Raw genomic sequence first — 14,041 nt, forward strand, 5'->3', positions numbered from 1 at the left:
CCGGACGCGTACGGGCTCACACGAGCCGGCGGACCACATAGGCCGAGCCGCGGTCCGCCGGCTCCTCGCCCACGTACTCCTGTTCGCGCATCGCGCACCAGGCCGGAATGTCCAGCCGGGCGGCCTCGTCGTCGGAGAGCACCGTCACCGTGCCGCCCACGGGTACCTCTCCGATCACCTTTGCGAGCTCGATCACCGGCATCGGGCAGCGCCGGCCCAGCGCGTCGACCACCAGGGACGCCCGGGGCGCGGAGGAGGGGGCCGCCGGCGCGGGCGCGCCGAGCCGTTCCCGGACCTCGGCCACCACGCCCGGAAGGACGCCGAGGAAGGCGTCGACGTCGCCCTCCGGGGTCCCGGCCGGAAGCGACACCCGGATGTTCCCCTCCGTGAGCACCCCCATCGCCTTGAGGACATGGCTGGGTGTCAGTGTGCTGCTCGTGCAGGACGAACCGGATGAAACGGAGAATCCGGCACGGTCCAGCTCGTGCAGCAGAGTCTCTCCGTCGACATAGAGACAGGAGAAGGTGACGAGATGCGGGAGTCGCCGCACCGGATCACCGGTCACCTCCACGTCGGGCACCAGGGCCGCCACCGCGGCGCGGACGCGGTCCACCAGGGCGCGCAGCCGCGCGTCCTCGGCCGCGGCCTCCGCGCGCACGGCCCGCAGCGAGGCGGCGGCGGCCACGATCGCCGGGATGTTCTCGAAGCCCGCGGCCCGGCCCGACTCCCGCTCGTCGACCGGCCCTTGTGAGGCGAACCGGACACCCTTGCGTACGGCGAGCAGCCCGACCCCGGCCGGCCCGCCCCACTTGTGGGCCGAGGCCGCCAGGAGCGACCAGCGGCCGGGCACGGGGCCCCAGCCCAGCGACTGGGCGGCGTCCACCAGGAGGGGGACACCCGCCCCGGCGCAGATCTCGGCCACCTCCGCCACCGGCTGCACGGTCCCGACCTCGTGGTTGGCGGACTGCAGGCAGGCCAGCGCCGTGTCCGGGCGCAGCGCCCGGCCGTACGCCGCGGGGTCCACCGCCCCGGTCCGGTCCACCGGCACCTCGGTGGACGACCCGCCCGCCGCCTCCAGCGCGGCTGCCGAATGGAGTACGGAGGAGTGTTCGACGGCGGAGAGCACCAGATGGCGTCCGACACGCCGACGGCCGGCAAGTGATCCGGAGACCGCCGAGTGCACCGCGCGGGTGCCGGACGAGGTGAAGACCAGCTCGTCCGGACGGCAGCCGACCGCCTCCGCCGCGGTCTCCCTGGCCGCGTCGAGCAGGAGCGCGGCCCGCCGCCCCTCGCGGTAGAGCCGGGCCGGGTCGGCCCAGCCCTCGTCCAGTGAGGCAAGCAGGGCCTGGCGGGCGACGGGGTGCAGGGGGGCGGAGGAAGCCGCGTCGAAGTAGGGCACGCGGCCACGCTAGCCCGCAGGGGGACGCGACCAGGTGCGGGAGTGCCGCGGGGGTGGGGAGAGAGGCCGTCAGATGGCGGCCGGAGGCTCGGATTCCACCCCTTCGGGGTGTCGGGCGGCGCGTTGGGCACCCTCCCCGCGCGACCCCAAATAGCGTCCAGTAGGGTTTGGTCCGCATAAACATCCAAACCCCTGCCCGCGTCAGGGCCGGCGACCGACCAAGCGAGACGGCCGCGCCGACCGTGCGGGCGAGACTCTCGGGAAGGCGCTACGTGAGTCCCAACGGCTCCGACCGCTCGTCGCGGCGCCCGATGCGGCGGAAGCTGCCGCAGGTGCTGACTGCGGGCCTGGTCCTGGCGACGGCCTCCGGTTGTTCATACAACTGGGAGGATTTTCCCCGCCTCGGTATGCCCACCCCGGTAACGGAAGAGGCCCCTCGGATCCTCTCCCTCTGGCAGGGCTCGTGGGCGGCAGCGCTCGCCACGGGTGTCCTTGTCTGGGGGCTGATCATCTGGAGCGTCATCTTCCACCGGCGTAGCAGGACCAAGGTGGAGGTACCTCAGCAGACCAGGTACAACATGCCCATCGAGGCGTTGTACACAGTGGTTCCCCTGATCATCGTCTCGGTGCTCTTCTACTTCACCGCGCGCGATGAATCGAAGCTCCTGGAGCTCACTCCCAAGCCCGCCCACACCATCAACGTGGTCGGCTACCAGTGGAGCTGGGGCTTCAACTACATCGAGAAGGTGGAGGGCCAGCCCTCCGCCGGCAGCGAGATCCCGAAGGAACTCGACGCCATCCCCGACAAGTACCGCGAGGACTTCCCCGAGGGCGCCGGCGGCGTCTACGACGTGGGCGTCCCCGGTACGCGTAACCCGCAGAACGGCAACCCGGGTCCGACCCTGTGGCTGCCGAAGGGCGAGAAGGTCCGTTTCATCCTGACTTCGCGTGACGTCATCCACTCCTTCTGGGTGGTGCCGTTCCTCATGAAGCAGGACGTCATTCCGGGCCACACCAACTCCTTCGAGGTCACGCCGACGAAGGAGGGCACCTACATGGGTAAGTGCGCCGAGCTCTGCGGCGTGGACCACTCCCGGATGCTCTTCAACGTCAAGATCGTTTCTCCCGAGCGTTACCAGCAGCACCTCAAGGAGCTGGCGGAGAAGGGTCAGACGGGCTACGTGCCGGCAGGCATCGAGCAGACGGACCCGGCCAGGAATGCGGAGACGAACAAACTGTGAGCATCCTCAACGAATCCCAGGGTGCCGCGGCGGCAGACGCCTCGTTCGAGGACGAGCTGCCGGTACGGCGCAAGCAGCCGGGAAGTGTCGTCGTCAAGTGGCTGACCACCACCGACCACAAGACCATCGGCACGATGTACCTGGTCACCTCCTTCGCCTTCTTCTGCATCGGCGGTCTGCTGGCGCTCTTCATGCGCGCCGAGCTGGCCCGTCCGGGTACGCAGATCATGTCGAACGAGCAGTTCAACCAGGCGTTCACGATGCACGGCACGATCATGCTGCTGATGTTCGCGACGCCGCTGTTCGCCGGATTCGCGAACTGGATCATGCCGCTGCAGATCGGCGCGCCCGACGTGGCGTTCCCGCGGCTGAACATGTTCGCGTACTGGCTGTACCTCTTCGGCTCGCTGATCGCGGTGGCCGGCTTCCTCACCCCGCAGGGCGCCGCCGACTTCGGATGGTTCGCCTACTCCCCGCTGTCGGACGCGGTCCGCTCGCCGGGCGTCGGCGCCGACATGTGGATCATGGGTCTGGCCTTCTCCGGCTTCGGCACGATCCTCGGTTCGGTCAACTTCATCACCACGATCATCTGCATGCGCGCACCCGGCATGACGATGTTCCGCATGCCGATCTTCACCTGGAACGTCCTGCTGACCGGTGTCCTGGTCCTGCTGGCCTTCCCGGTCCTCGCCGCCGCGCTCTTCGCGCTGGAGGCGGACCGTAAATTCGGCGCACACATCTTCGATGCGTCGAACGGTGGCGCATTGCTCTGGCAACACCTCTTCTGGTTCTTCGGCCATCCAGAGGTGTACATCATCGCGCTACCGTTCTTCGGAATCATTTCCGAGATCATTCCGGTGTTCAGCCGCAAGCCGATGTTCGGTTACATCGGTCTGATCAGCGCGACGATCGCCATCGCCGGTCTTTCGGTGACGGTGTGGGCCCACCACATGTACGTCACCGGCGGTGTGCTGCTGCCGTTCTTCTCCTTCATGACATTCCTCATCGCCGTACCGACCGGTGTGAAGTTCTTCAACTGGATCGGCACGATGTGGAAGGGGTCGTTGTCCTTCGAGACACCGATGCTCTGGTCCGTCGGCTTCCTGATCACCTTCGCCTTCGGTGGTCTGACCGGCGTGATCCTGGCGTCGCCGCCGCTGGACTTCCACATCTCCGACTCGTACTTCGTCGTCGCGCACTTCCACTACGTCGTCTTCGGCACCGTGGTCTTCGCGATGTTCGCCGGATTCCACTTCTGGTGGCCGAAGTTCACCGGCAAGATGCTGGACGAGCGGCTCGGCAAGGTGACCTTCTGGACGCTGTTCATCGGCTTCCACGGCACCTTCCTGGTGCAGCACTGGCTCGGTGCCGAGGGCATGCCGCGTCGCTACGCGGACTACCTCGCCGCCGACGGCTTCACCGCCCTGAACACGATCTCGACGATCTCCTCGTTCGTGCTCGGACTGTCGATCCTGCCGTTCTTCTACAACGTCTGGAAGACCGCCAAGTACGGCAAGAAGATCGAGGTCGACGACCCGTGGGGCTACGGCCGTTCGCTCGAATGGGCGACGTCGTGCCCGCCTCCGCGGCACAACTTCATCAGCCTGCCGCGCATCCGCTCCGAATCCCCGGCGTTCGACCTGCACCACCCGGAGATCGCGGCGCTCGAGCAGCTGGATCACCTGTCCGAGGGTGACAAGGTCCTCGTCGGTGGCAAGGAGGACGGCAAGTGAAGATCCAGGGCAAGCTCTTCATCTGGCTGAGCATCTTCATGCTGGCCATGGCCGTCACCTACGGCGTCTGGTCGAAGGAGCCGGTCGGCACCACCGCGCTGGTCCTGTCCTTCGGGCTGACCATCATGATCGGCTTCTACCTGGCCTTCACGGCCAACAGGGTCGACGCGATGGCTCAGGACAACAAGGAGGCCGACGTCGCGGACGAAGCCGGTGAGGTGGGCTTCTTCTCCCCGCACAGCTGGCAGCCGCTCTCGCTGGCCATCGGCGGCGCGTTCCTCTTCATGTCCGTCGTCTTCGGCTGGTGGCTGGCCTACTTCTCGGCCCCGCTGCTCCTGATCGGCCTCTTCGGCTGGGTCTTCGAGTACTACAGGGGCGAGAACCGCACCCAGTAGGACACGCCGTCCAAGGACGCGCAGCACCCGTACGGGGGCCCGGCCCGCTCAGTGATGAGCGGGCCGGGCCCCCGTTTGCAGTCACTGAACGCGCTGGATCGGATGAATCTTCTTAGCGTGGGTTCATGAACCACACGCCGCGCATCCGCACCGTAGTGAGCTGCACCCTGCTGGTCGTGACCCTCGTCGCAGGTGCGACCGCCTGTGGCGAGCCCGACGGTGATCCGCTGTCGCTGAAGCCTCACGACGCGGCCGACCTCATCTCCTTCAACGGGCCGGCCGAGGACAAGAAGGCCGACCCCGACAAGCCCCTCGAGGTCACCGTCAAGGAGGACGACGCCAAGATCACGGACGTGACGGCCGTGGACACCGAAGGCCGTCACCTCGCCGGAGAGCTGGACGCCGACGGGAAGCGGTGGCACTCCACCACCTCACTCGCCGCCGGAACCCGATACACCGTCAAGGTCTCCACCGAGAACGGCGACGGAGCCCCCGGCAGCCGTACGTACGCCTTCGGGACGGAGGCGGCCAAGAAGTTCCTGAAGGTCTCCTTCGGCCCGCAGGCGGGCACCTACGGCGTCGGACAGCCCCTCACGGCGGAACTCAGCGCTCCGGTCACCGACCGGGCGGCCAGGGCCACCGTGGAGCGAGGGCTTCAGGTCCGGTCCAGCCCCGCCGTCACGGGCTCCTGGCACTGGGTCGACGCCAAGACGCTGCACTACCGGCCCAAGGAGTACTGGCCGGCCGGCGCCAGCATCGACCTCCGCAGCAACCTCAAGGGCATCAAGGTCACCGGCGCCCTCCACGGTGCCGAGACGAAGCCCCTCAAACTCACGACCGGCGACCGCATAGAAGCCATCACCGATGCCTCGGACCACTCCATGACGGTCCTGCGCAACGGTGAAGTGATCAACACCATTCCGGTCACCACGGGCAAGCCGGGCTTCGACACGCGCAACGGCGTCAAGGTCGTGCTGGCCAAGGAGCAGTTCGTACGCATGCGCGGCGAGAGCATCGGGATCGCCGCCGGTTCCTCGGAGTCCTACGACCTGCCCGTCTACTGGGCGACCCGTGTCACCTGGAGCGGGGAGTACGTCCACGCGGCGCCCTGGTCCACCGGCTCGCAGGGCAACGCCAACGTCAGCCACGGCTGCACGGGCATGAGCACCGCCGACGCCGAGTGGTTCTTCGAGACCGTGCGCGAAGGCGACATCGTCAAGGTCGTGGGCAGCGACGGCGAGATGATGACGCCGTTCGACAACGGCTTCGGCGACTGGAACCTGGCCTGGGACGACTGGCTCAAGGGCAGCGCCCTGCACGGCGGGGGCACGCCGGACACCGACAGTACGGACACCGGCGCCGACGTCCAGACGGCGCGGCTGCGCCCCCAGGTCTGATCCGAGTGCACCGCGCCCCGGAGGGACACCGCGAAGGGGATCGGGGCCCCTTCGCCTCAGGCCCCTACGGACAGCCTGCGGCGCAGCAGGGAGGCCAGCGCGCCCGAGAAGTCGACCGGGTCGACGGGATGCGTCACAGCGGCGTCCGCGCGGCTCCACGTGGCCAGCCAGGCGTCCTGGGGGCGCCCGATCACCAGCAGCACGGGCGGGCAGTCGAAGATCTCGTCCTTGATCTGCCGGCAGACGCCCATACCGCCCGCCGGCGCGGTCTCGCCGTCCAGCACGCAGACGTCGATGCCCCCCCGGTCCAGCGCGCTCAGCACGGCCGGCAGGGTGGCGCACTCCAGGAACTCCACCGGTGGCACGTCCGCCGCAGGCCTGCGCCCGGCTGCCAGCCTCACCTGCTCGCGGGTGTGGGCGTCGTCGCTGTAGACCAGGACCGTGGCGGTCGGCTGCATTGTTCCTCCGTGACGTCTGTGTCTTCGGGGCTCTGTGGGCATGAACCGATGGGCGGATGGTACTCCGGCGGACTGCCTGTCAGCACCGGTAAGGACGGCGATTCGATGGGCCGTTCGGTGAGGACACACCCCGCTGACACACCGAACGGCACCCCCCGGAGTGAGGGCGGGATAAGCGACCGACATAATGTCGGTCGTGGCGACAGCAACGACAGTAGAAACCGGGCACGCGCACCCGTCGGTCAATCGACCGAACCTCACCAGCGTCGGAACCATCATCTGGTTGAGTTCCGAGCTGATGTTCTTCGCGGCCCTCTTCGCGATGTACTTCACCCTGCGATCGGTGATGGGACCCGATCACTGGAAGGAGATGGCTCACCATCTGAACTTCCCGTTCTCGGCGACGAACACCACGATCCTGGTGCTTTCCTCTCTCACCTGCCAGCTCGGCGTTTTCGCCGCGGAGCGGGGCGATGTGAAGAAGCTCCGCACCTGGTTCATCATCACGTTCGTGATGGGTGCGATCTTCATCGGAGGCCAGGTCCTCGAGTACACCGAGCTGGTCAAGGACGCGGGGCTCTCCCTGTCCTCCGACCCGTACGGCTCGGTGTTCTACCTGACGACCGGCTTCCACGGTCTGCATGTGACAGGCGGCCTCATCGCCTTCCTGCTCGTACTGGGCAGGACATACGCGGCCTCGAGATTCACCCACGAGCAGGCCACCGCGGCCATCGTCGTGTCCTACTACTGGCACTTCGTCGATGTCGTCTGGATCGGCCTGTTCGCCACGATCTACATGATCAAGTAACCGGGCTCGCACCCGCCCATCATCGACGCAGAAGATCCTGACACCGGGGTAATCCGTGAAAAAGCTCTCCGCACGACGACGCCATCCGCTGGCGGCCGTCGTCGTACTACTCCTCGCGCTGGCGGCTACCGGGGGGCTGTACGCCGCGTTCGCGCCTGCGGGTAAGGCGCAGGCCGACGACACCGCCCAGTCCCTCGCCATCGACGAGGGCAAGAAGCTCTACTCCGTGGGCTGTGCCAGCTGCCACGGATCCGGCGGTCAGGGAACCACCGACGGGCCGTCCCTCGTGGGCGTCGGCTCCGCGGCCGTCGACTTCCAGGTCGGTACCGGACGCATGCCGGCCCAGCAGCCGGGCGCCCAGGTGCCGAAGAAGAAGGTCATCTACAGCCAGGCCGAGATCGACCAGCTCGCGGCGTACGTCGCGTCGCTGGGCGCCGGTCCGATCACGCCGACCGAGAGTCAGGTCGACCCCGCCGGCGCGGACGTGGCCAAGGGCGGTGACCTGTTCCGTACGAACTGCGCGCAGTGCCACAACTTCACCGGCGAGGGCGGCGCGCTGACGAACGGCAAGTACGCCCCGAGCCTGGAAGGTGTGAGCCCGAAGCACATCTACGAGGCCATGCAGACCGGCCCGCAGAGCATGCCCTCCTTCCCCGACACCACGATGCCGGAGCAGGAGAAGAAAGACATCATCGCGTACATCAAGACCGTCAACGGTGATGAGTCCGAGACCCCCGGTGGCCTCTCGCTCGGTGGCCTCGGCCCCGTCAGTGAAGGTCTCTTCGGCTGGATCTTCGGCCTGGGCGGCCTGGTCGCCATCGCCGTCTGGGTCGCGGCCCACACCGCTAAGGCCAAGAAGTCATGAGTAGCCAACAGATTCCAGAAGAGAACCTGCCGGTCGAGCAGGGCACCGCGCACGGCGCGGTGCAGGTGGCGGACGACCCGTTCGCCAACCCCGGACTGCCGGCCCACAAGCCGCGCATCCAGGACATCGACGAACGTGCGGCGAGGCGCTCCGAGCGGGCCGTCGCGTTCATGTTCACGCTGTCCATGCTGGCGACGGTCGGCTTCATCGCCTCCTACGTCATCTTCCCGGTCGACAAGATCGTCTACATCTGGCCGTTCGGGCACGTGAGCGCGCTCAACTTCTCCCTGGGTCTGACCCTCGGACTCGCGCTCTTCTGCATCGGCGCCGGTGCCGTCCACTGGGCCCGCACCCTGATGTCCGACGTGGAGGTCGCCGACGACCGTCACGCGATCGAGGCGACGCCCGAGGTCAAGGCCAAGGTCATGGCCGACTTCGCGGACGGCGCCCGTGAGTCCGCGATCGGCCGGCGCAAGCTGATCCGCAACACCATGTTCGGCGCGCTGGCCCTGGTGCCGCTCTCCGGTGTGGTGCTGCTGCGCGACCTGGGTCCGCTGCCGGAGAAGAAGCTCCGCTCGACCCTGTGGGCCAAGGGCAAGCAGCTCGTCAACATGAACACCATGGAGCCGCTGCGTCCCGAGGACGTCGTCGTCGGTTCGCTGACCTTCGCCATGCCCGAGGGCCTGGAGGAGGACGCGCACGACTTCCAGTCGCAGATCGCCAAGGCCGCCCTGATGATCGTCCGCATCGAGCCGGACAACATCAAGGACAAGCGCGAGCGCGAGTGGGCCCACGAGGGAATCGTGGCCTTCTCCAAGATCTGCACCCACGTCGGCTGCCCGATCAGCCTGTACGAGCAGCAGACGCATCACGTGCTCTGCCCGTGCCACCAGTCCACCTTCGACCTCTCCGACGGCGCCCGCGTCATCTTCGGTCCGGCCGGTCACGCCCTTCCGCAGCTGCGGATCGGTGTGAACAGCGAGGGCAACCTCGAGGCGCTCGGTGACTTCGAAGAGCCCGTCGGTCCTGCCTTCTGGGAGCGCGGATGAGTACTGCGACGGAAACACAGCGCAAGGCACCCGCCGGCGAGCGGGTGGCCGACTGGGCGGACGGCCGGCTCGGCATCTACGGCCTGGCCAAGGCCAACATGCGCAAGATCTTCCCGGACCACTGGTCCTTCATGCTCGGTGAGATCTGCCTCTACAGCTTCATCATCATCATCCTCACGGGTGTGTACCTGACGCTGTTCTTCCACCCGAGCATGAACGAGGTCATCTACCACGGCTCGTACGAGCCGATGCAGGGCATCCGGATGTCCGAGGCCTACGCCTCGACGCTGGACATCAGCTTCGACGTCCGCGGTGGTCTGCTCGTCCGGCAGATCCACCACTGGGCAGCGGTGATCTTCCTCGCCGGCATGTTCGTGCACATGTTCCGGGTGTTCTTCACCGGCGCGTACCGCAAGCCGCGTGAGATCAACTGGCTGTTCGGCTTCCTGCTGTTCGTCCTCGGCATGTTCACCGGGTTCACCGGCTACTCGCTGCCGGACGACCTGCTCTCCGGTACGGGTGTGCGCTTCACGCAGGGCGCCATCCTGTCGATGCCGATCGTCGGTACGTACATCTCGATGTTCCTGTTCGGCGGGGAGTTCCCCGGCACCGACATCATCGCGAGGTTCTACTCGATCCACATCCTGCTGCTGCCGGGCATCATGCTCGGGCTCGTGGTCGGCCACCTCATCCTGGTCTTCTTCCACAAGCACACGCAGTTCGCGGGTCCCGGCCGCACGAACAAGAACGTCGTCGGCATGCCGCTGCTCCCGGTGTACATGGCCAAGGCCGGAGGCTTCTTCTTCCTGGTCTTCGGCTTCATCGCGATCATCGCGGCGATCGCCACGATCAACCCGATCTGGGCCCTCGGGCCCTACCGTCCCGACCAGGTGTCCACGGGCGCCCAGCCGGACTGGTACATGGGCTTCGCCGAAGGCTTCGTCCGTGTGATGCCGGGATGGGAGATCAACCTCTGGGGCCACACGCTGGTCCTGGGCGTGCTGATCCCCCTGGTCCTGTTCGGTGTGATCCTCGCGGCGCTGGCGCTCTACCCGTTCATCGAGTCCTGGATCACCGGGGACAAGCGCGAGCACCACATCCTGGACCGTCCGCGCAACGCTCCGACCCGTACGGGTCTGGGTGTCGCCTGGGTGACGATCTACTTCGTCATGCTGGTCGGCGGCGGCAACGACATCTGGGCGACCCACTTCCATCTGTCGCTCAACGCGATCAGCTGGTTCGTGCGCATCGCCTTCTTCGTCGGCCCGGTCCTGGCGTTCGTCGTCACCCGCCGGATCTGCCTCGGCCTCCAGCGCCGCGACAAGGAGAAGGTGCTGCACGGGCGCGAGTCCGGCACCATCAAGCGCCTGCCGCACGGTGAGTTCGTGGAGATCCACGAGCCGCTCGGTCCGGAGCAGCTGCACACGCTCACCGCGCACGAGCAGTACAAGCCGCTCGAGCTCGGCCCGACGGTCGACGAGAACGGTGTCGAGCGCAAGCCGTCGGTACTCCAGAAGGTGCGGGTCAGGCTCAGCAAGAGCTACTACGGCGAGGACAACCAGATCGCCAAGCCCACCGTCGAGGAGTACAAGGAGATCACCAGCGGCCACGGCCACCACTGATCACCTCAGCTGAACGCCACAGCAGGAGCCCCGTCCATCCGATGGACGGGGCTCTTCGCCGTCCGGGGGCCTGGATAAGGTGGGAGCCATCCTTGTATCGGCTGTGGACCCAGGAGCGGACCATGAACGTTGTGACCCCGGACGGCGGCGACAGCGTGGCGGCCCGTACCTGGCCCGGCGTCCTGACCCCCCTGCTGCGCGGCGAGCACCTGGGCGCGGACGACACCGCGTGGGCCATGGACCGCATCATGAGCGGTGAGGCGACGGACGTGCAGATCGCCGGTTTCGCGGTGGCCCTGCGGGCCAAGGGCGAGACCGTGGACGAGGTCACCGGCCTGGTCCGCGCCATGTACGAGCACGCCCACACCATCGAGGTGCCCGGCCACACGGTCGACATCGTGGGGACCGGCGGCGACATGGCCAAGACGGTCAACATCTCCACCATGTCGGCGATCGTCGTGGCCGGGGCCGGCGCCAAGGTCGTCAAGCACGGAAACCGCGCCTCCTCCTCGGCGAGCGGTGCCTCGGACGTGCTGGAGAAGCTGGGCGTCAACCTGGAGCTCACGCCGCAGCGCGTTGTCGCCGTCGCCGAGGAGGCGGGCATCACCTTCTGCTTCGCCGTGAAGTTCCACCCGGCCCTCCGCTACGCGGCCAGGGCACGCAAGGAGCTCGGTACCCAGACCACCTTCAACATCCTCGGCCCGCTCACCAATCCGGCCCGGGTGCGCTCCCAGGCCATCGGGGTGGCCGACGTGAAGATGGCGCCCATCGTCGCGGGCGTGCTGGCCGGCCGGGGGAACTCCGCCCTGGTCTTCCGCGGTGACGACGGCCTGGACGAGCTGACGACCACGGCGACCTCCCGGGTCTGGGTCGTGCGCGACGGGGCCGTACGGGAGCAGGCCTTCGACCCTCGGGACGTCGGCCTGGACCTCGTGCCCGTCGAGGCGCTGCGCGGCGCCGACGCCGCGTACAACGCGGACGTCGCCCGGCGGCTGCTCGACGGCGAGACCGGCCCGGTACGCGACGCGGTGCTGCTCAACTCCGCCGCCGCGCTGGTCGCTTCGGACCAGGGCGAGGGCACGCTGGAGGAACAGCTCGCCGCAAAGATGGTGCGGGCCGCCGAGTCGATCGACTCGGGCGCCGCCAAGCGGGCGCTGGAGCGCTGGGTGGCGGCCAGCAACGCCTGAGGGCGTACACGGTGTGAGCAAGGGCGCAGTCCGGATCGCGGACTGCGCCCTTGCGCGTCCCGGGCGATATGGCAAGATGCTGCGCAGGTCATGAGTGACAGCGACTACGGCCCCGGCCCGCTGTCCGGCAACCCTCCGTCCGTGGCGGGGTGCCCCGGGTGAAGACCAGGCCGCAGGCAGCGAGGTCTGCGGCAAGCGCGGGCCCCTCGGCATCGTCGGATGCCACCCCTTGGGGTCCTGGTCCCAGGGAGCCTCTTGTGAGCAAGCGAATGCGATAGGGCTCGACGCCCTCTCCGCGCACCCTTCTGTCTTCCTCTCCACGCGCTGCCGCGTCCCTTCGTGACTGCCGGCGCGAGGATGTCGCCTGCCTCTTACGGGAGTTCGCCATGTCTGTCTCCACCGCTGCCGTCGACCAGTCCATTTGTGCACCGCTGCCGGTTCTCGGCGCGGATGTCGCTGTTCCGCTCGTGACGGGCGGAGAAGTCACCTATGCGGCCCTCGACTACGCGGCAAGTGCCCCGGCTCTTCAGCGGGTCTGGGACGATGTGGCCGCCTACGCTCCGTACTACGGCAGCGTGCACCGCGGTGCCGGCTACCTCTCGCAGCTCTCCACCGACCTCTTCGAGAGCAGCCGCGTGACCGTCGCGGAGTTCCTCGGCTGCCGCGAGGACGACCAGGTGGTCTTCACCCGCTCGACGACCGACTCCCTCAACCTGCTCGCCGCCGCGCTGCCCGCCGGCTGCGAGGTGTTCGTGTTCGAGACCGAGCACCACGCCTCGCTCCTTCCCTGGCGCGACGCCCGGGTGACCTACCTCGACGCCCCCCGCACCCCGGAGCAGGCCGTCGCCACGCTGGAGCGGGCTCTCGCCGCCCGTGCCTCCTCCCCGGACTCCCGGCCCCGTCCGGGCGAGGCGGGCACCGGCAGCCCGGCGCTCGTCTGCGTCACGGGCGCGTCCAACGTCACGGGGGAGCTGTGGCCGGTGAAGGAGCTCGCGGCAGCCGCCCGCGCGCACGGGGCGCGGATCGTGCTCGACGCGGCGCAGCTGGCACCCCACCACCCGGTGGACATCGCCGAGCTGGACGTCGACTGGGTCGCCTTCTCCGGGCACAAGCTGTACGCGCCCTTCGGCTCGGGTGTGCTCGCGGGCCGCACCGACTGGCTGCGGGACGCCGAGCCGTACCTCGCGGGCGGCGGCGCCTCCCGCAAGGTCGCCCGGCGCGCCGACGGTGGTGTGGACGTGGAGTGGCACACCACCGCGGCCCGGCACGAGGCCGGATCGCCCAACGTCATCGGCGTCTACTCCATCGCCGCCGCCTGCAAGGCCCTGACCGAGGCGGGCTTCGACCGGCTCGTCGCGCGGGAGCAGCAGCTGGTCACCCGGGTCCGTGAGGGCCTCGCGGGCGTCCCCCAGGTCACGGTGCTCTCGCTGTTCGGCGACGACGCCCCGCGGGTGGGCGTCATCTCCTTCGTGGTCGAGGGCTGGAACAGCTCGCACTTCGCCGCGGCCCTCTCCGCCGAGTACGGCATCGGGGTGCGCGACGGCCTGTTCTGCGCCCACCCGCTGGTGCGGACCCTGCTCGGCAGCGAGCCGCAGGACCCGGGCGAGTGCGGCGCGCCCGAGGCCGCGCCGGGGGAGAGGTCGCTCAACGCCATCCGGGTGAGTTTCGGTGCCGGTACACCGGACGAGCACGTCGAGCGGTTCCTGGGCGCGGTCCGGGAGCTCGTCGGCAAGGGTGCCCGCTGGACCTATCGCACGGAGGACGGCCGCTGCGTCCCCGACCGCGGCGCGGCCCAGGTCTGACCCGCGGACCGGACGGCTCCGGCCGGGCGGGGGGCGCCTGTCCCCTGCCCGGCCGGAGCCGTCCCGCGGTGTGCCGTCCGCCGTA

Annotated in this window: 12 protein-coding genes and 1 riboswitch; of the genes, 10 read left to right on the top strand and 2 right to left on the bottom strand. The window is 68.4% G+C overall.

The window, feature by feature from the left end:
* Positions 1-16: 16 nt before the first annotated feature.
* Positions 17-1,399: a cysteine desulfurase/sulfurtransferase TusA family protein gene (locus tag ACFY8O_RS10595; RefSeq protein WP_387900571.1), complete on the bottom strand. Its 1,383-nt coding sequence runs from the start codon at positions 1,397-1,399 to the stop codon at positions 17-19.
* Between the two features lie 272 nt (positions 1,400-1,671).
* On the opposite strand from ACFY8O_RS10595, the gene ctaC reads away from it, so the two are divergent.
* From ctaC to ACFY8O_RS10615, 4 genes are all read left to right on the top strand, one after another.
* Positions 1,672-2,640, top strand: a complete 969-nt coding sequence (gene ctaC / locus ACFY8O_RS10600; protein ID WP_145802037.1) for an aa3-type cytochrome oxidase subunit II — start codon at positions 1,672-1,674, stop codon at positions 2,638-2,640.
* The gene (gene ctaD, locus ACFY8O_RS10605) at positions 2,637-4,373 is read left to right on the top strand and encodes an aa3-type cytochrome oxidase subunit I (protein WP_145802040.1); all 1,737 of its coding nucleotides are present in this window, start codon (positions 2,637-2,639) and stop codon (positions 4,371-4,373) included. Before ctaC ends, ctaD begins: the two co-directional genes overlap by 4 nt.
* The gene (locus tag ACFY8O_RS10610; protein ID WP_145802041.1) at positions 4,370-4,768 is read left to right on the top strand and encodes a cytochrome c oxidase subunit 4; all 399 of its coding nucleotides are present in this window, start codon (positions 4,370-4,372) and stop codon (positions 4,766-4,768) included. Before ctaD ends, ACFY8O_RS10610 begins: the two co-directional genes overlap by 4 nt.
* Positions 4,769-4,893: 125 nt before the next feature.
* Entirely contained in the window at positions 4,894-6,165 is a 1,272-nt protein-coding gene (locus ACFY8O_RS10615) for a L,D-transpeptidase (RefSeq protein ID WP_387900573.1), read from the top strand.
* Positions 6,166-6,221: 56 nt separating this feature from the next.
* On the opposite strand, the gene ACFY8O_RS10620 is transcribed toward ACFY8O_RS10615, so the two are convergent.
* On the bottom strand, positions 6,222-6,623 hold the full coding sequence (locus ACFY8O_RS10620; protein WP_387900575.1) for a hypothetical protein: 402 nt from the start codon (positions 6,621-6,623) through the stop codon (positions 6,222-6,224).
* Positions 6,624-6,810: 187 nt separating this feature from the next.
* Here ACFY8O_RS10620 and ctaE point away from each other — a divergent pair, with 187 nt between their 5' ends.
* The 6 genes from ctaE (at position 6,811) to ACFY8O_RS10650 (ending at position 13,956) form a co-directional block, all read left to right on the top strand.
* Positions 6,811-7,431 (top strand): aa3-type cytochrome oxidase subunit III, encoded by a 621-nt coding sequence (gene ctaE, locus ACFY8O_RS10625; RefSeq protein ID WP_014156684.1) that lies wholly within the window; start codon positions 6,811-6,813, stop codon positions 7,429-7,431.
* Between the two features lie 55 nt (positions 7,432-7,486).
* Positions 7,487-8,296, top strand: a complete 810-nt coding sequence (qcrC, locus tag ACFY8O_RS10630; RefSeq protein ID WP_145802047.1) for a cytochrome bc1 complex diheme cytochrome c subunit — start codon at positions 7,487-7,489, stop codon at positions 8,294-8,296.
* On the top strand, positions 8,293-9,345 hold the full coding sequence (qcrA, locus tag ACFY8O_RS10635; RefSeq protein WP_145802049.1) for a cytochrome bc1 complex Rieske iron-sulfur subunit: 1,053 nt from the start codon (positions 8,293-8,295) through the stop codon (positions 9,343-9,345). Before qcrC ends, qcrA begins: the two co-directional genes overlap by 4 nt.
* Positions 9,342-10,967: a cytochrome bc1 complex cytochrome b subunit gene (gene qcrB, locus ACFY8O_RS10640; RefSeq protein WP_145802051.1), complete on the top strand. Its 1,626-nt coding sequence runs from the start codon at positions 9,342-9,344 to the stop codon at positions 10,965-10,967. Before qcrA ends, qcrB begins: the two co-directional genes overlap by 4 nt.
* 122 nt (positions 10,968-11,089) lie before the next feature.
* The gene (trpD, locus tag ACFY8O_RS10645) at positions 11,090-12,154 is read left to right on the top strand and encodes an anthranilate phosphoribosyltransferase (RefSeq protein ID WP_145802053.1); all 1,065 of its coding nucleotides are present in this window, start codon (positions 11,090-11,092) and stop codon (positions 12,152-12,154) included.
* An 86-nt stretch (positions 12,155-12,240) separates the two neighbouring features.
* Positions 12,241-12,358: riboswitch (SAM riboswitch) on the top strand.
* A 182-nt stretch (positions 12,359-12,540) separates the two neighbouring features.
* Positions 12,541-13,956 (top strand): aminotransferase class V-fold PLP-dependent enzyme, encoded by a 1,416-nt coding sequence (locus ACFY8O_RS10650; protein ID WP_387900579.1) that lies wholly within the window; start codon positions 12,541-12,543, stop codon positions 13,954-13,956.
* Positions 13,957-14,041: the final 85 nt, after the last annotated feature.

The sequence above is a fragment of the Streptomyces argenteolus genome (genome assembly GCF_042902585.1).
GTDB lineage: Bacteria > Actinomycetota > Actinomycetes > Streptomycetales > Streptomycetaceae > Streptomyces > Streptomyces argenteolus.